General features: G+C 65.3%; 13 protein-coding genes. 5 read left to right on the top strand and 8 right to left on the bottom strand.

Going from position 1 to position 16,666, the window contains the following annotated elements:
• Positions 1-36: 36 nt before the first annotated feature.
• The 3 genes from H7R73_RS11255 to H7R73_RS11245 form a co-directional block, all read right to left on the bottom strand.
• Positions 37-1,014, bottom strand: coding sequence for a Gfo/Idh/MocA family protein (locus H7R73_RS11255; RefSeq protein WP_103260060.1), 978 nt, complete (start codon positions 1,012-1,014; stop codon positions 37-39).
• 35 nt (positions 1,015-1,049) lie between these two features.
• Positions 1,050-1,907, bottom strand: coding sequence for a deoxyribonuclease IV (gene nfo / locus H7R73_RS11250; protein ID WP_041215226.1), 858 nt, complete (start codon positions 1,905-1,907; stop codon positions 1,050-1,052).
• A 169-nt stretch (positions 1,908-2,076) separates the two neighbouring features.
• Positions 2,077-4,113: a glycoside hydrolase family 3 protein gene (locus H7R73_RS11245; RefSeq protein ID WP_103260059.1), complete on the bottom strand. Its 2,037-nt coding sequence runs from the start codon at positions 4,111-4,113 to the stop codon at positions 2,077-2,079.
• Positions 4,114-4,344: 231 nt separating this feature from the next.
• Between H7R73_RS11245 and H7R73_RS11240 the strand changes: the two genes are divergently transcribed.
• Entirely contained in the window at positions 4,345-5,355 is a 1,011-nt protein-coding gene (locus H7R73_RS11240) for a helix-turn-helix transcriptional regulator (RefSeq protein WP_103260058.1), read from the top strand.
• Here the strand turns inward: H7R73_RS11240 and H7R73_RS11235 are convergent.
• Positions 5,335-6,270, bottom strand: a complete 936-nt coding sequence (locus H7R73_RS11235; protein ID WP_103260057.1) for a LysR family transcriptional regulator — start codon at positions 6,268-6,270, stop codon at positions 5,335-5,337. The genes H7R73_RS11240 and H7R73_RS11235 overlap by 21 nt on opposite strands.
• A gap of 130 nt (positions 6,271-6,400) precedes the next feature.
• On the opposite strand from H7R73_RS11235, the gene H7R73_RS11230 reads away from it, so the two are divergent.
• On the top strand, positions 6,401-7,159 hold the full coding sequence (locus H7R73_RS11230) for an SDR family NAD(P)-dependent oxidoreductase (RefSeq protein ID WP_103260056.1): 759 nt from the start codon (positions 6,401-6,403) through the stop codon (positions 7,157-7,159).
• A 95-nt stretch (positions 7,160-7,254) separates the two neighbouring features.
• Here H7R73_RS11230 and H7R73_RS11225 read toward each other — a convergent pair whose 3' ends face one another.
• Positions 7,255-8,688, bottom strand: coding sequence for a glycoside hydrolase family 1 protein (locus tag H7R73_RS11225; protein WP_103260055.1), 1,434 nt, complete (start codon positions 8,686-8,688; stop codon positions 7,255-7,257).
• A 163-nt stretch (positions 8,689-8,851) separates the two neighbouring features.
• On the opposite strand from H7R73_RS11225, the gene H7R73_RS11220 reads away from it, so the two are divergent.
• Both H7R73_RS11220 and H7R73_RS11215 read left to right on the top strand, forming a co-directional pair.
• Positions 8,852-9,769, top strand: a complete 918-nt coding sequence (locus tag H7R73_RS11220; RefSeq protein WP_103260054.1) for a LysR family transcriptional regulator — start codon at positions 8,852-8,854, stop codon at positions 9,767-9,769.
• Between the two features lie 101 nt (positions 9,770-9,870).
• Positions 9,871-11,445: a sensor domain-containing diguanylate cyclase gene (locus H7R73_RS11215; RefSeq protein ID WP_103260053.1), complete on the top strand. Its 1,575-nt coding sequence runs from the start codon at positions 9,871-9,873 to the stop codon at positions 11,443-11,445.
• Positions 11,446-11,526: 81 nt separating this feature from the next.
• Here the strand turns inward: H7R73_RS11215 and H7R73_RS11210 are convergent, their stop codons facing one another.
• Complete coding sequence (locus H7R73_RS11210; protein ID WP_103260052.1) at positions 11,527-13,824, bottom strand: FdhF/YdeP family oxidoreductase; 2,298 nt, start codon at positions 13,822-13,824, stop codon at positions 11,527-11,529.
• The gene (gene fdhD, locus H7R73_RS11205; protein ID WP_045524794.1) at positions 13,808-14,593 is read right to left on the bottom strand and encodes a formate dehydrogenase accessory sulfurtransferase FdhD; all 786 of its coding nucleotides are present in this window, start codon (positions 14,591-14,593) and stop codon (positions 13,808-13,810) included. The genes H7R73_RS11210 and fdhD overlap by 17 nt, the downstream gene beginning before the upstream one ends.
• A 161-nt stretch (positions 14,594-14,754) precedes the next feature.
• On the opposite strand from fdhD, the gene H7R73_RS11200 reads away from it, so the two are divergent.
• Positions 14,755-15,633: a LysR family transcriptional regulator gene (locus H7R73_RS11200; RefSeq protein WP_103261126.1), complete on the top strand. Its 879-nt coding sequence runs from the start codon at positions 14,755-14,757 to the stop codon at positions 15,631-15,633.
• A gap of 62 nt (positions 15,634-15,695) precedes the next feature.
• Here the strand turns inward: H7R73_RS11200 and H7R73_RS11195 are convergent, their stop codons facing one another.
• Complete coding sequence (locus H7R73_RS11195; RefSeq protein WP_103260051.1) at positions 15,696-16,547, bottom strand: type 1 glutamine amidotransferase domain-containing protein; 852 nt, start codon at positions 16,545-16,547, stop codon at positions 15,696-15,698.
• Positions 16,548-16,666: the final 119 nt, after the last annotated feature.

Raw genomic sequence — 16,666 nt, 5'->3', positions numbered from 1 at the left:
CCGATGAACCCCTCGGCCCTCCGCCCTTCCCCGGCCTCAGCCGGCGAGTCCCCCTTCAATCCAGCCGAGCACCTGCCGGGTCACGGCCTGGGGCACCCAGGGGGAGTCCAGCAGCCGGTGGCGCAGGCAATCGGCGAAGTGATCCGCCTCGTGCTGCATGCCGCCCCCCTCCACCGGCAGGTAGATGTCAGCCGGCCAGATGACGGGAGCAGGCCCCCCTTGCCAGCGAATGTGCTGGGGATTCCACCACTTGCCCTCGATGACCAGGCGCCACCCCTCCCCGGACAAGGACGCTTCCCGCTCGAGATCCTCGATGATGGAGGCCTCGAGCTCGGCCCGAAACGGCTCATCGAACGTGAAGCTGGCGGTGAGATCCACCTCCCCCGGAGCCCGCGTCAGCGTCACCTCGGGGGCGGGGCAGCCCAGCCCCAGCCGATGGCAGAGGGCGGCATGGAGCCAGAGGGGATAGACCCCCACGTCCCAGGCGGCGCCGCCATCCAGCGCCGGATCGAACAGCTTGCCCACCCTGGGCTGGGCCGAACCGAACGCCGCCCGCAGCTCGCGCGGCGGCGGCAGCAGGGGCAGGCGCTGCAACAGGGCGCGCATGGCGGGAAAGCACATCACCTTCATGGCCTCGAGCAGCAGCAGGCCCCGTGCGTGGGCGAGCGCCACCAGGGCGTCCCAATCCGCTACCCGGGTCACCGCCGGTTTCTCCACCAGTACGTGCTTGCCCGCCAGCAGCATCTGCCTCACCAGGCCCGCGTGCTCCGGGTGGATGACCGCCACATAGACGGCCTCCACCTCGGGGCTGACGGCCAGGGCCTCATAGCTGCCATAGGCGTGGGGCAGCCCCAGATCCCGGGCGAACTCGTCCGCCCGTCCCTGGTCCCGGGCGGCGATGGCCACCACCTCGGCTCCCCTGGCGTGCCCGTTCACATCGCGGCAAAAACGCCGGGCGATGGCCCCCGCCCCGGCAATGCCAAAGCGCAGGGGCGCCCTTGTCTCGTCGTGCATCGTCTCTCCTTGCTACCCAATGGTGGACCCCGGCATCACGCCGGGCGCGGGCTCCCGGCCAGGCTGCGCAGCCAGCTTATCTCCTCGCCCCAGATGGACTCGTCGATGGTCTCGAGGATAAGCGGGATGCCGTCGAAACGGTCGTCGTTCATGATGTGGTGGAACACCGCCTCGCCGAGGTTGCCCTCCCGCAGGCTGTGGTGACGGTCGACCCGACTACCGAAGGTACACTTGGCGCCGTTGATATGCATCCCCTTGAGGTACTCGAACCCCACGATGCGGTCGAAGTCGGCAAACACCGCCTCGCACCCCTCGGGGGTACGCAGATCGTAACCGGCGGCGAAGGCGTGGCAGGTGTCAAAGCAGACGCCGACCCGACTCTTGTCCTCTACCCCGTCGATGAGGGTGGCCAGGTGCTCGAACGACCAGCCGAGGTTGGTACCCTGGCCTGCGGTATTCTCGATCACCGCCGTCACCCCTTCACTGCGCTCCAGCGCCCAGTTGATGGACTCGCTCACGAGCTTGAGGCTCACCGCCTCGGGGATCTGCTTGAGGTGGCTGCCCGGGTGGAAGTTCAGGTAGCACAACCCCAGTTGCTCGCAGCGCTTCATCTCGTCCAGAAACGCATCCCGGGACTTGGCGAGGGCGTCGGGGTCGGGATGACCCAGGTTGATGAGGTAGCTGTCGTGGGGCAGGATCTGCTCGGGACGAAAGCCCTCCTTCTCGCAGGCGGCCTTGAAGGCGCGAATGCTGGCCTCGGAGAGGGGCGCCGCCTGCCACTGGCGCTGGTTCTTGGTAAACAGGGCGAAGGCATTGGCCCCGATGGCTTTGGCCCGGGCGATGGTGTTTTCCACCCCGCCCGCCGCACTGACGTGGGCTCCGATAAATTTCATCTCATCTCCTGTGCACTGTGACCGGGTGCCCGCCACACTGGCCACCGCACCCGTTGCCGGGGCGCCATTATGCCCAAGCCAACCCCTTGCGCCAAACCGGGATTGTCGATGGGGGCAATGGAAAAGGCGCCCGCAGGCGCCTTGATGAGAGACAGAACATCCCTGTCCGTCAATAGGCCAGACCGGCCCCGTAGGGATAGAGCGGGCTTTGTGAGTCTTTGGCCACGTCCGGGGACTGGGCCAGCACCGCCTGCCAGCTCGAGGGCAGCTCGAAGGGGAGCTTGCCGCGAGCCTTCTGGGTGCCGCTCATGACATCGAACAGCGCCTGATCCAGGGCACCGAAGTTGGCGAGCAGCACCCGGGCCGCCGGGGCCACCTCGGTCAGGATGGCGGGCCTGTCCAGATAGACGGAGAGCACCAGAGGCACCCCGGCCTGCTCGATGGCCTGGATGGCGGCATAGTCATCCGCGCCGCGGTAGACCCCTTCGTGGGCCGTCTCCTGCACCACCTGATCATTGCTGGCAAAACCGAGCTGGCCAAAGTGGATGCTGCCAAACGGGAAGCGGGGATCCTGCTCGCCCGGGGCGTTGACCCGCACGATGGCAAGCTCCGCGTCGGCCAGGTTCGTCACCACCGTATAGCCGTTGGCCCTGGCCACCTCGGCGTTGACATTGTGCAGATAGACCCGCTTGCCGTCCGCCTTCAGCGGCAGCAGGGCCCCCTCGTTCTTCAGCAGTACGTGGGACGCGGCCTGGGCGGCCTGGGCGGCCTGCTGGAACTCGGTCTTGCCCACCAGGGCCACCGCGGCCTCGGCATCCACATAGGGATTCTCGAAGAGCCCGAGGGCAAACTTCTGGGCCAGGATCCGCTCGGCCGAGGTGGTGATGGCCGCCTCGGTCACCAGACCGCTCTGCACCGCCGCCAGCAAGGGAGCGGGATCTTCCACGCCACCGAACTGATCCACCCCGGCGTCGATGGCCTTGGCATAACGCTCGGCCTTGGTGAGCTTCTCCACGCCCCAGGACATGCCAAAGGGCACGGTCCAGGGGCTCACCCCGGCATTGACCTCATCCTGGGTCAACCCCTGCTCGCAGCGGCTGTCACAGTCATTGACGATGCCCCAGTCGCTCAGCACCACGCCGTCAAACTTGAAGTGGCCCCGCAACAGATCCGTGATGATCTGGCGGTTGAAGCCAAACCCCACCTCCTCGACGGGCTGCCCATCCTGGGTCAGGCCCAGGGGCATGGCGTAATAGGGCATCACGGCCCCCACCCTGGCCTCGAAGGCGCCCTCGAAGGGCACCAGGTGGTAGGCGAACTGGCCGCCGGGGTAGACCTGCTCCTTGCCCCAGGGGTTGTGGGCATCCAGCCCGTCCTTCTGGGGACCGGCCCCGGCGAAGTGCTTGACCACGGTGACCACGCTCTCCTTGCCTATCCCCTCGCTCCCCTGCTGGAAGCCCTCGATGTAGGCCTTGACCAGAGACTTGGCGAGCAGGTTGTCTTCCCCGAAGGTGCCGTTGATGCGCCCCCAGCGCGGCTCGGTCGCGAGATCCGCCTGGGGCGAGAGGGCCTCGTGGATGCCGACGGCCCGGTACTCCTGACGGGCGATGTCGCCAAAGCGCTGCACCAGGGCGGCATCGCCGATGGCGGCCAGCCCCAGGGTTTCGGGCCACTGGGAGAAGGCCCCGGCACCGATGCTGGTGGCGTTGGGATCATGGGTGAAGTGGTTGCGGGGATCCGTGCTCACCGTCATGGGGATGCCGAATCCCACCCCTTCCAGCAGGGCCTGCAGGGTGTTGTTGTCCGCGGCGATGGCCGCCGGATCACCGGCCATGCGGGTGATGAAGGTGTTGACCCCGTCCTCGCGCAGCATCTTGTCCATGGCCGCGAGGTTCACCCGCCCCGCCCCGTCCAGCACCAGGGTGCCGTGCATCATCAGCCCTGCCTTCTGGGCCAGGGTGAGCCTGCCCACCAGATCCCGGGCTCGCTCGGCGGCGCCGAGGCGCCAGTCCTCGTAGGGGGTCAGGGTGCCGCTGCCATCGAGATCCTTGAATTGCAGGCCGTCCTGCTCGATGAGGGTGACGGTGCGGTGGCCCAGAACCGGCTGCTCGGGCTTGGGGGTGGAGTCGTTGTCGTTGCACCCTGCCAGCAGCAGGGCCCCGATGGCGAGGGCGACACGGGTTCGGGAGAGCGAGTGGTGTTTCATTGTTGTTATCTTCCTTGTGTGTGTAGGAGTCGCCACTCTATGCAAAAGCGGCCCCTCTCACTTGCCCGTCGGGTGCAGGAAGTTGCCGGTTGGGAGCAGGATTGAAAAGTGTGAAAAGGATTGCAGGGTTACCCTTGGTTACAAATCTGAAACATGAAAGCGGCGCTGGCTCACGGCAATCCGCCGCCGTTGGCCGATGATGGTGGGCCACCGCTGACAAGGATTTTTGCCGTGAAGACCGTCTCCAACCGGATTGCCCTGCACTGCCTCAACCACTGGCAGGCCCGCGGGCGGGATCCTGCTGCCCTCCTGCACCCCTGCGGCATCGCTCACGAAGAGCTGCTGATCCCCCAGGGGCGGCTCGACACCGGGCGCCACTTCCGTCTGCTGGCCGGGGCAGCCCCCCACATGGATCTGGCCCTCGATTGGACGCCCCCCGCCCTCCCCGGTCTCTTTGCCGACTTCATGTCGCTGGCGAGCCTGTGCTGCAACGCCGCCACCCTTCGCCAGGCCCTGCACTTCTTCCTCGCCTACCGCCCCCTCATCGGCGAGAGCGACGAGATCCGCCTGCAAGAAGAAGAGGGACAGGCCAGGATCAGCTACCACTCGGAGTCCGATCATCCGGACGTCATCGCCCTGAGCAGCCTGGCCAACCTCTGCCATCTCTATGCCCTGCTCCAGTTCTACCACCCGGGCCAGGGGCTGCTGGTGCTGCCCACCCCGGTACGCCCCAGGCTGTGGCGTGAGCTGGCAGGCTGGCTGGAAGGGCGGTTGCAACAGGGGGCGGCCTTCGAGCTACGCTTTCCCGCCGCCTTGCTCGATCTCGCCCACGAGCAGTGCAACCTGCCCCTGCAACCCCTGCTGCTCGGGGAGCTCGACCGGCAGATGGCCCAGCTTCGCCCCAGCAGCCGCTACCGGGACAGGGTGATGACACTCATTCGCCAGCAGCTGTGGCAAGAGAGCACCGAGGCCTCCTCTCTGCTCGATGGGGTGTGCGAGCACCTCAAGCTGACCCGCTGGACCCTCAACCGCCATCTGCGGGAGGAAGGGTGCCACTTCTCGGGTCTGCTGGAGCGGGTGCGCCGGGAGGAGGCCTGCCGCCTGTTGCAGGATCCCGCCCTCCCCCTGCAGACAGTGGGGGAGCGCCTGGGTTTTGCCCGCCAGAGCAGCTTTACCCGCTTCTTTCGCGAGGCGTTTGCCCTCTCGCCCCGCGAGTTTCGCTCAAGGCGCAGCCGCCTCTGAGGCGCCCCCGAGATGGGCCGCGAGCAACCCCGCCAGCCAGTGGATGAAGAGCTGGACCCTGGGGGCCAGTTGGCGGCGATGGGCATAGAGGGCGTGGATGGGGAGCGGCGGCGGCTGCCACTGGGGCAGGATGCTCACCAGCTCGCCCCCCGCGATCAGGGATTCGACCCCCACCCGCGGCATCTGGATGATGCCGAGCCCCGCCAGCGCCGCCGCCAGGTAGGTCTCGCTGTCATTGACCATGAGGGCCCCCGCCATGGGCAGCAGGGCGCGGCGGCCATCTTCCGCCAGGTATTCAAAGCCGGGCTCGCTGCGCCCCTGCCCGGCACCAAACCCGGGACCATAGTGCACCAGCCGGTGGCCCGCCAGATCCCCAAGGGTGCGGGGCACCCCGTGGCGAGCCAGGTAGCCTGCGCTGGCACAGTTGATCTGGCGATAGTGACCAAGGGGCCTGGCCACCAGGCTGGAGGGCTCAAGCCCCCCGACCCGCACCACGCAGTCAAACCCCTCGCGCACCAGATCCACCCGCCTGTCCGTGCTGCTCAGCATCAGTTGCAAGGCGGGATGCTGCGCCAGAAAGTCCGGCAGGGCCGGGATAACCAGGTGGCGGGCCATCCGGCTTGGCATGTCGACCCGCAGTTGTCCCGAGATCTGCCCGCCCTGGCGAAACAGGCCGTCAAACTCCTCCATGTCCGCCAAAAGCTCCCGGCATCTGGCATAGCAGAGCTGGCCGTCCGTAGTGAGCTGCACCCGCCGCGTGGTACGCAGCAGGAGCCGGGTCCCCATGCGCTCCTCCAGCCGGCGGATGGCGGCAGAGAGGGTCGCCTTGGGGATGCCCGTCTGCTCGGCACAGCGGGTAAAACTCTCCAGCTCGGCAACCCGCACGAAGGCTCTCATCGCATCCAGTTGATCCATGGCCTGATTGTCTCGATAAACGGAACAGTGATTCTATTATCACGCTATTTATCCAGTTTAAAAGGAACAATACAGTGATCCGGTCGGCTCGTATCGAGCCTGTGTCCGCCACCCTGACAGGAGTCATACCATGACCAGACCCATCGCCCTCATCACCGGGGCCAGCCGCGGCCTTGGCAAGCACGGGGCCCTGGCCCTCGCCGCCAAAGGCGTCGACCTCATCATCACCTACCGCAGCCAGGCCGCAGAGGCGGAGGCGGTGGTGACCCAGGCCCGCACCCTCGGCGTCCGGGCCCACGCCCTGGCACTGGACGTGGGCGAGAGCGCCACCTTCGCGGCCTTTGCAGAGGAGGTGACGCAACTGCTCGCCCGAGAGTGGCAGCGCACCCATTTCAACTTCCTGGTCAACAACGCCGGGATCGGCATTCATGCCAGCTTCGAGCAGACCACGGAGCAGCAGTTCGACACCCTGCTCAACATCCACCTCAAGGGGACCTTCTTCCTGACCCAGGCGCTCCTGCCCCTACTGGCAGACGGCGGTCGCATCCTCAACCTCTCCACCGGTCTCACCCGCTTCGCCATGCCGGGTTATGCCGCCTACGCCGCCATGAAGGGGGGCGTCGAGGTACTCACCCAGTATCTGGCCAAGGAGCTGGGCCCCAGGGGCATCGCGGTCAACGTGCTGGCCCCCGGCGCCATCGAGACCGATTTTGGCGGCGGCGTGGTGCGTGACAACAAGGGGGTCAACGACTTTCTCGCGAGCCAGACCGCCCTTGGCCGGGTGGGTCAGCCCGACGACATCGGTGGCGCCATCGCCGCCCTGCTCTCCGATGACTGCCGCTGGATCACCGCCCAGCGCATCGAAGCCTCGGGCGGCATGTTTATCTAGGCGGCCATGGTTGCCTGCTGCACAAACAAGGAAGGCCCCCTCCGATGAGGGGGCCTTCCGGCATTGGGCAGACGAGGTGCGGCGAACCGGGACCGTTACAGGGTCTTGCCACCGCTTGCAATGACCTGGCTGTACCAGTGGAAGCTCTCTTTCTTGATGCGACGAAGAGACCCTCCCTGCTCGTCCCTGTCCACGTAGACAAAGCCGTAGCGTTTCTGGTAGCCGTTGAGCCAGCTCAGGATGTCGGTGAAGGACCAGGCGCAGTAGCCCAGGAGCTCAACCCCGTCCTGCATCGCCTCCTGGCACGCCTTGAGGTGGCTGTGCAGATAGGCGATACGGTAGTCGTCGTTCACCTTGTCCCCAGCTTCCAGCTTGTCGAACTCCCCCAGGCCGTTCTCGGTGATCATCAGCGGCAGGGCGTAGCGGGAGGAGAGCCGGCGCAGGGCGATGCGCATCCCGGTGGGATCGATGGCCCAGTCCCAGTTGCTGGTCTCAAGGTGCGGATTGGGGGCCGTCTTGTAGAGGCCGGGAATGCCGCTGGAAGGCGTAGTGCCCTTCTTGCCCGTGGTGTTGATGCGCTGCATCGTCTGGCCGCCGAGGGGGTTGTCGGTGAAGGTCAGGGTGTAGTAGTAGTTGACCCCGATGTAGTCGGGGGTGCCTTCGCGCAAGAGCTCGAGATCGCCCGGCAGGATCTCCGGCGCCTCGCCGGTCTCCCGCAGATAGGCGAGCGCCGCCTGGGGGTAACGGCCGAAGCAGTAGGCATCCAGCCACCAGAGGTTGGTGAACTCCTCGGCATTCTCGAACGCCAGCATGTCGCTCGGGGCGCAGGAGGCCGGATAGGCGGGGGAGTACGCAAAGCTCGGCCCGATCAGGCCGTTTGGCACGTGCTGGCGAAACGCCTTGATGACCCGGGCATTGGCGAGAAACGCGATGTGGTTGGCGGCGAAGAAACGCTTCCTGTCCTGCACGGCGGGAGGATGGGTGCCAAGCTGGTAGGCGTTGGTCAGGTTGTAGTTCTGCTCGTTGAGCGACACCCAGTACTTCACCTTGCCGGCGAAGCGCTGATAGAGGGTCACGCAATAGCACTCGAAGTCGTCGATGATCCGCCTGTCTTCCCAGCCGCCGTACTCATCCTGCAGGGCCTGGGGGAGATCCCAGTGATAGAGGGTCAGCACCGGCTCGATGCCGTGGGCCAGCAGGGCGTCGATGAGCCTGTCGTAGAAGGCGAGCCCCGCCTCGTTCACCTCGCCACGCCCCGTCGGGTAGATGCGCGGCCAGCTCACCGAGAAGCGATAGGCCTTGAGCCCCATCTCGGCCATCAGCGCCACGTCCTCTTCCACCCTGTGGTAGTGATCCACCGCCACGTCTCCGTTGCTCCCTTCAAAGGTCTTGCCCGGCAGCTTGGTGAAGCTGTCCCATACCGAGGGGCCCTTGCCCTCCTCGTTCCAGGCCCCTTCCACCTGATAGGCGGCGGAGGCGGCGCCCCAGAGGAAACCGTTCGGGAAGCCATTGAACTTGTGATGATGCATCTGGTGTTGCTCCTTCTGCGCGGATGGCGGGGGCCATCCCGTGATACGTCGGCCCCGTACAGGGGCCCGAAATGAGTTGGCACCAGCATCCAACACTTCTAGAATTCCGTCCAATGACAATTATGGCCACCTATCATTCCTATCTGGAATCAAGCGAGGCACCATGGAGTTGAGAGACCTGAAAGCCTTCGTCACCCTGGGGGAGGTATTGCACTTTGGTCAGGCGGCGGCGCGCCAGCACGTCACCCAGTCGGCCCTGAGCAAGCAGATCCGCCGGCTGGAGGCGGACCTTGGCGGCGAGCTGTTCGAGCGCAACGCCGGCAGCACCCGGCTGACGGTGCTCGGGCGCGCCCTCTATGCCGACGCCTGCACCCTGGTGGCCCAGAGCGAGCAGCTCGCCCGCAGCGCCCGCGACGTGCTGGCGGGCCACGCGGGTACCCTGCGCATCGGCTTCGGGGTCGCCACCAAGCTGCTGGTGCCCGCCGCCATCGCCCGTTTTCGGGCCAGCCGCCCCAGGGTCGCCATCGAGCTCAACGATCTCTCCACCCATCACCAGTTGCTGGCGCTGGCGGAGGGTCGCCTGGATCTCGGCTTCTGCCGCCTGCCCGCCCCCAAGGGCTGGCCGGTGCTGCCCGTGGTGCGCGCCCATTTCGTCGCCGTGCTGCCCGCAGGCTATCAGGGGGTGGCAGGGCTCGCCGATCTGCAGGAGAAGCCGCTCGCCATCCTGCGCCGGGACAAGGCCCCCTCTTTTTACGATCAGTTCATCCATTACCTCGCCCAGAGCGGCCTGCGCTTTCAGGACATCCAGTACGTGAACGACTTCGCCGCCGGCATCGCCACCGCGGCGGCCGGCATCGCCTGGACCCTGGTCCCCTCCTCCACCACCATTGAGCATCCCGATGTGCTGACCCTGCCCCTCGGGGAGGCCGACGCGAGCTGGATCATCGGGCTCATTCGCCCGCCGGGCAACGACAATCCCCTCGTCGCCCCCTTCTGGCAGACGGTGGCGGAGCTGGCGGATCCCGCCCTCACCGGCCTCATGACGACCGGGGACGGGGCTCCCACCTGGGACACCCCATGAAAGGGAACCATTCGAGAATCACATTAACGATGGCATTGGGCGGACACCCCCCTTAAAATTGCCGCACTGCCCCGACGCCACGACAAGGATCCGTTTCGTTCATGCACTCTCACTGGCTGCTGAGGTTTGATCTGCATCGCCTCATCCTTGCGCTGGCCGTCATCGGCGTGCTGGCAACCTTTGGCAACAGCTTTTACGCCATCTATCAGGCACAAAGACAACTGCTCATCGACAGCACCCTGGAAGCAAACCGGGTCTATGCCACCAAGCTCGCCGCCTCCACCGAGACCATGCTGCGCTCGGCCCAGGGACAGCTGGCCTATGGCGCGGCCCGGCTCGCCCCCTTGCTACAGGGCAACGACCTTCATGGACTCGAGGAGGTGGCAGGCCAGTTGCGCCAGCAGACCAACACCTTCAACTCGGTGGCCATCGTGAACACCGATTCCGTCATCGTCGCCGTCTCTCCCGAGGCGTTGCATGTGAAAGGGGTCAAGCTCACCTCGGCCAATGCGAGCCGGACCCTGGCAAGCCAGCAGCCCCTCATCGCGGATCCCCTGGTCTCCCTCACTGGCAACTACCTCATCAGCCTCTCCCACCCCATCTTCTCGGCAGACAAGCGCTACCTCGGCTATGTTGCCGGCACCATCTATCTGGAGTCCGCCAGCGTGCTCTCCAGCCTGCTGGGGCAGCACTACTACCAGGATGGTTCTTATCTTTATGTGGTGGACCGCCAGCGCACCCTCATCTATCACCCGAACCCGGAGCGCATCGGCCAGAAGATTGGCAAGAACCGGGTGGTGGATGCGGTGCTCAAGGGACAGGATGGCGCGCAAAGCGTGCTCAACTCCCGGGGCAGCGAGATGCTGGCAGGCTTTGCCCCGGTGGCGGACGCAGGCTGGGGGATAGTGGCCCAGCGCCCCCGCAGCGCCACCCTGGCCGGCCTGGATGAACAGATGCTGGAGATCCTCAAGAGGATGATCCCGGTCACCCTCTTCATTCTCTTCGTCATCTGGCTCTCGGCCACCATCATCGCCAGACCCCTGCGACAACTGGCCAACCGGGCCGGGCTCATGGATCAGCAGGGGGCCGCCACCAGCATCTCGGGGATCCGCGCCTGGTATTTCGAAGCGGCCCAGTTGAAGCAGGCCATCCTCAAGGGGCTGGGGCTGCTCAACACCAAGATCGACAAGCTGCACACCGACAGCCACACCGATCCCATGACGGGCCTGTTCAACCGCCGGGCCATGCAGCAGATGCTGGACGAGTACGAGGCCGAACGTCAGCCCCTGACGGTGATTGCCCTGGACATCGATCACTTCAAGGCCATCAACGACCGCTTCGGTCACGACGTGGGGGATGCCGTCATCGTCTCCCTCGCCACCCTGATGCAGCAGGATCTGCGTTCCGATGCCGCCTTGTGTCGAAGCGGCGGCGAGGAGTTCCTGCTGCTGCTGCCCGGGGTCTCCCTTGCACAGGCACAGAAGATCGCCGAGCGCCTGCGTACCCGGGTGGCGAGCCACGACATGGAGATAGCAGGCCACATCACCATCTCCCTCGGCGTCGCACACTGGGGGGCGGATGCCACCAGCATCGCCGCCGTGCTCAAGGAGGCGGACAAGGCGCTCTATGATGCCAAGAGCCAGGGCCGAAACTGCGTGGTGGTGGCCCTGGGCTGATGGCCCAGGCTTTACCGGGCACCGTTCGCCCATAAAAAACCCCTGCCATGGCAGGGGTCGGACGGTATCCATGTCAGGGGATCAGAGCGTGACGGCCAGGCTCTCGACCGAGGCGGCGCTCGGGGTCACCAGTACGGGCACCGATTTGGAGGTGGGGGTGAAAGAGCCCTCCCCTATGCTCTCGATGGCCACCAGGGGGTTGGTCTCGGGGTAGTAGGCGGCGATGTTGCCTTTCGGGATCTCGTAGAAGATGACGCTAAAGCCCCGCACCACCCGCTCGCGCCCATCGTTGCACACCGCACTCATGTCCACCCGCTGCTCCTCGGCGAGCCCCAGCCTCCTGGCATCCTCCTCGTTCATGAAGACCACGTTGCGTCGCCCCTTGATGCCGCGATAGCGGTCATCCATGCCATAGATGGTGGTGTTGTACTGATCGTGGGAACGCAGGCTCTGAAGCAGCAGCACGGGCTGGTCCACCATCTGCTCCGCGTGGCTGGTGCACTCGGGCAGGATGGAGTCCGGCAAACGGCTCGCCCTGAATTCGGCGCGCCCGCTCGCGGTGTTCCAGCACAGCAGGGCGGCGCTGTTCTCCAGATGGAAACCGCAGGGCTCCTCGATGCGGCGGTTGAAGTCGCCAAAGCCCGCGATGGTCTCCTCGATGAGATCCCGCAGCAGCCCGTAGTCATCCCGCAGCGCCAGCCAGTCCACCCGATCGCTGCCGAGCGTTGCCTCGGCCATGCGGGCCACGATGTCTATCTCGGAGAGACAGAGCGGCGAGACCGGCTCGTTCATCCCGGTGGAGGCGTGCACCATGCTGAAGGTGTCCTCCACGGTGATCTTCTGCACCCCGGTGCGCTGCTGATCGAGCTCGGTACGGCCCAGGCAGGGGAGGATCAGGGCATCTTTTGACACCATGAGGTGGCTGCGGTTGAGCTTGGTGCTGATCTGCACGTTGAGCTCGCTCCTTCGCATCGCTTCATAGGTGAACTCGGTATCCGGCGCGGCGGCTGCCAGGTTGCCCCCAAGGCAGATGAGCACCTTGCTCTTGCCGCCATGAAGGGCTTTGAGGGCCTCGTAGACGTTGTGCCCCGGCGTGCGCTTGAAGCCCACCGGGAAGCGGCGCTCCAGGCGATCGAGGAAGGCGGCATTGGGTTTCTCGTTGATCCCCATGGTGCGGTTGCCCTGCACGTTGCTGTGACCGCGCACCGGACAGAGTCCGGCCCCCGGCTTGCCAATCTGGCCGCACATCAGGTGCAGGTTGACGATTTCGCGAATGGTGTCGACCGAATGCTTGTGCTGGGTGATCCCCATGGCCCAGCAGCTGATCACGCTCTCGCTGCTTGCGAAGATCTGCGCCGCCCGTGTGATCGCCTCCCGACCGAGGCCGGATTGCGCCTCGATTTGCGTCCACTCCGTGGCCTTCACCTGGGCCAGGTAGTCGTCAAAGTGCGCGGTGTGCTGCTCGATGAAGGCGAGATCGATGCGCCCCCCCTCCTCTTCCAGGATGTATTTCGCCATGCCGCGAATGGCCGCCATGTCACCGCCAAGTTTTGGCGTGAGGTACTGGTGGCTGATGGTGGTGGCCGCCGGGGTCAGTAGCTCCGCCGGGCTCTGGGGGCTCGCGAAGCGCTCGAGGGCCACCTCTTTGAGGTTGTTGAAGGTGACGATCTGGCACCCCTGGCGCGCCGCCTTGCGCAGGGCGTTCATCATGCGCGGGTGGTTGGTGCCCGGGTTCTGGCCAAAGACGAAGATGGCTTTGGCGGCGTCGAAATCATCGAGCACCACTGTGCCCTTGCCCACCCCGACGGACTGGATGAGCCCCACCCCGCTCGCCTCGTGGCACATGTTGGAGCAGTCGGGGAAGTTGTTGGTGCCATAGAGGCGGCCAAACAACTGATAGAGGTAGGAGGCTTCGTTGCTGGCGCGTCCCGAGGTGTAGAACTCCACCTCGTCGGGGCTGGCCAGGCTCTTGAGTTTGTCGGCGATGAGGGCAAACGCCTGATCCCAGCTAACCGGCTCGTAGTGATCGGTGGCCGGGTTGTAGCGCAGGGGCTCGGTCAGTCGCCCCTGGTATTCGAGCCAGTAGTCGCTCTGGGTGGCGAGGCGACGCACCGAATGCTCGGCGAAGAAATCGGCCCCCACCGTCTTGCCGGTGGATTCCCAGGCCACCGCCTTGGCGCCGTTCTCGCAAAACTGGAAGGCCCCCTGCTTGTTGTCACCCCAGGCACAGCCGGGGCAGTCAAAGCCGTCGGTCTGGTTGACCCGCAGCAGGTTCTTGATGTTCTGGCGGGTCTTCTGGCTGCGCAGCACCTGCTTGAAGGTGGACTGCAGGGAGGAAAAGCCGCCGGCCTTGGCCGGTTTCTCAATATGACTGGACATGGGAGTCTCCAACGTGATCCTGGGCGCGGGGGCTGGCATAGCAGACCGGGGCATCGGATCGGGGCACATGGATCAGGGTCAGGTTGTACTTCAGGGCCAGTCGCACCGCGAGCTGGCTGGGTGAAGCAAGGCTGATGAGGTGAGCGGCGCCAAATTGCACCGCCTTGTGAATGAGTTCGCTGCCGCAGCGGCTGGTGATGACCAGGGTGGCGGCCTGCACCGGCTGGCGCAGTTGCATGCCGATGAGCTTGTCCAGGGCGTTGTGCCGCCCTATGTCCTCCCGGCAGGCCAGGATCTCGCCGCGATCATCCAGCGCCAGGGCGGCATGAAGGGCGCCGCTCTGGCGGGCCTTGCTCTGCCAGGGGACGATGCGCTCCCGCAGATCCTGCAAAGAGGCGGTGTCGAAGGGGGCGCCCGGGGTCAGCGGGGTGAGCACGGGCAACGCATGTTCGATGGCCTCCACGCCGCAGATGCCACAGCCGCTGGCACCGGCCAGGCGGCGCTTGCGTTGACCCAGCACAGCCAGACAGCGGTTGGCGATGGTGACATCGAGCACGATGCCGTGCTCGGACGGGGTGCTCTGGATATCGTGTACATCGTGGTTGCCCCCGATGATCCCCTCGCCAAACAGAAAACCGATGGCGAAATCGTCGAGATCGTCCGGGGTGGCCATCATGACGGCATGGTTGATGCCGTTGATGTTGACGGACACGGCCACCTCCTCCACCAGCTCATCCAGACTGGGCAACCGTGAATTGAAAGGGATCATGCGAGACGCTTATAAGCTGTATTCGGGCCTCAAGTTTAGATAAGCCGCCGCGCCAAAACCAATGAAACAAATCTATTCACCAATAGATAACTTCTATTGCTATAAGGATGTCGATTGATTAAATTTGTCGCTCATTGCCTTTGTCTGCTGCCATTACCACGATGAATATCAAGCAGTTGCGCTATTTCTACGAGCTGGCCCAGCACCGTCACTTCGCCAAGGCGGCCAAGGCTTGCTTCATCACCCAGCCGACCCTGTCGGCCAGCATCACCGCCCTGGAGAAGTCACTTGGCACCGAACTGGTGGTGCGCAACAGCCAGTTCGTAGCCCTGACCCACGCGGGGGAACTGGTGCTGCACCACGCCGAGCGGATGCTTCAGGAACAGGATGCCATGCGCCAGGAGCTCAGCCTCTTTCGGGGCGGGCTGTCGGGGGCGCTGCGCATCGGCGTCGTGCCCCAGTCGAGCATCGACATCATGCCGCTGCTCAAGGGGTTCAACGACGCCTACCCCAAGGTGGGCCTGCACCTCTGCGTGATGACCCATGCCACCCTGATGGAGCAGCTGGATCTGCATCGCATCGACATCGGGCTCGGCTTTGACGAGTTGCTCACCGAGCATCAGCGCCGGGCCCTCGACGTCCAGCTTCGCCACCCCAACCCCATGGCCCTGCTGGGCCCCCTGCCTGCCCACTGCGCCCCGACCGGGCTGCTGACCCTGGCGGACCTGCAAGATCTCCCCCTGATCCTGCCAAGCACCACCATGCAGTTTCGCCGCTACCTGGACGAGGCCGCCGCCCGCCAGCAGATCAGCCTGCGGGTGGTGCTGGAGACCGACTCCCTGTTCCACCTGGTCAACGGGGTGAGCCACGGCCTGGGCTGCGCCGTGGTCAGCGCCGGCATCGCCGCCACCGCCCAGCAGCTCTTCAAACTGCCCTGCCACCCCTTGAGCGATGCAAGCGCAGGCACCATCGCCTTCATCACCCGAAAACACAGTGTCACCCCCGCCATGAAGGCGTTTCTCGCCAAGGCAGGGGCATGAAAAAGGCAGCCCATGGGGGCTGCCTGCACTGATCAAGGGGGGAACTTGCGCCTCTCCTGGCGTCAGTCTGCCCCTTGCTGTTTGTCCAGCGCCGCGATGAAGGCGCTCGCCAGGGCGTGGTCGGAGAAGGGATTCTGGCCTGTGATGAGCTCGCGATCGATCACAACGCCAGGCTGCCAGGGTGCCACGAACTGCATGCTGCCGCCGGCCTGGGCCATGGCCTTCGCCGGGTAGTAGCGCAGCTTGTCACCCCCAAGGGAGCCTTCAAACACCGCCTCTTCCTTGTCGGAGAAGATGGTCATCCTGTAACCGTCGTAGATCCACTCTCTGGCGCCGTCTGCCTTGCCTGCAATGACCGACTGCTCGAACCCGGCCGGATCCGCCTGCGCCGCCAGCAGCGCGATGGGGCCATGGCAGATGGCGGCCGTGGGTTTGTGGTTGTCATGGAAGTGGCGAAGCAGGGTCCCCACCTCGGGATCCTTGGCAAGATCGATGAGGGGTGCGTGGCCGCCGGGAATGAAGAGGCCGGCATAGCGCTCGGGACCGGATGCCAGCACCTCCCTCAGGGAGAGCACCTTGCCGGCGCCAAGCAGCCCCTCCACGACGGCGCCGATGCGCACCATCTCCTGCGGGTTGCCACCAAAGTACTGGGGATCGACGGAGTGTTTGTCGACAACGGGCCGGTTCCCTCTCGGGGTCACCGGGGTCAGGGTATAACCGGCCTCCAGCAGGGCGGCGGCAGGCACCCCCAGTTCATTCTGGTAGAAGCCGGTGGTCAGGCTCTTGCCCCCTTGCAGCGGCAGTTCGGTCTCGCTCGAGAGCAGCACCAGGATCTCGCCTTTCGGGGCGGCGCTGGCCGCAGCGGAGGTCGCCAGCAGCAGTGAGGCCAGCACGGCCTTGAGGGTGTTCTTCATCGTGATCTTCCTTTTGATGGCAGTGATCGATCGGGCGGCCACCGGGCCGCCCTCGATGGGCAATTTACTGATTACCCACGGACGAATAAACTCACACCATTGAACTTGATTATTTACAT

The sequence above is a fragment of the Aeromonas sp. WP2-W18-CRE-05 genome, assembly GCF_014168615.1.
Taxonomy (GTDB): domain Bacteria; phylum Pseudomonadota; class Gammaproteobacteria; order Enterobacterales; family Aeromonadaceae; genus Aeromonas; species Aeromonas caviae.
The sequence above is the reverse complement of the archived record's forward strand: the minus strand, read 5'-3'. Positions and strand labels throughout refer to the sequence as shown.

Coding starts and splice junctions, on each gene's coding strand:
- fdhD (WP_045524794.1), bottom strand. CDS start 14,593: ATGATCCCTTTCAATTCACGGTTGCCCAGTCTGGATGAGCTGGTGGAG.
- H7R73_RS11245 (WP_103260059.1), bottom strand. CDS start 4,113: ATGAAACACCACTCGCTCTCCCGAACCCGTGTCGCCCTCGCCATCGGG.
- H7R73_RS11255 (WP_103260060.1), bottom strand. CDS start 1,014: ATGCACGACGAGACAAGGGCGCCCCTGCGCTTTGGCATTGCCGGGGCG.
- H7R73_RS11210 (WP_103260052.1), bottom strand. CDS start 13,824: ATGTCCAGTCATATTGAGAAACCGGCCAAGGCCGGCGGCTTTTCCTCC.
- H7R73_RS11215 (WP_103260053.1), top strand. CDS start 9,871: ATGCACTCTCACTGGCTGCTGAGGTTTGATCTGCATCGCCTCATCCTT.
- H7R73_RS11235 (WP_103260057.1), bottom strand. CDS start 6,270: ATGGATCAACTGGATGCGATGAGAGCCTTCGTGCGGGTTGCCGAGCTG.
- nfo (WP_041215226.1), bottom strand. CDS start 1,907: ATGAAATTTATCGGAGCCCACGTCAGTGCGGCGGGCGGGGTGGAAAAC.
- H7R73_RS11220 (WP_103260054.1), top strand. CDS start 8,852: ATGGAGTTGAGAGACCTGAAAGCCTTCGTCACCCTGGGGGAGGTATTG.
- H7R73_RS11225 (WP_103260055.1), bottom strand. CDS start 8,688: ATGCATCATCACAAGTTCAATGGCTTCCCGAACGGTTTCCTCTGGGGC.
- H7R73_RS11195 (WP_103260051.1), bottom strand. CDS start 16,547: ATGAAGAACACCCTCAAGGCCGTGCTGGCCTCACTGCTGCTGGCGACC.
- H7R73_RS11200 (WP_103261126.1), top strand. CDS start 14,755: ATGAATATCAAGCAGTTGCGCTATTTCTACGAGCTGGCCCAGCACCGT.
- H7R73_RS11230 (WP_103260056.1), top strand. CDS start 6,401: ATGACCAGACCCATCGCCCTCATCACCGGGGCCAGCCGCGGCCTTGGC.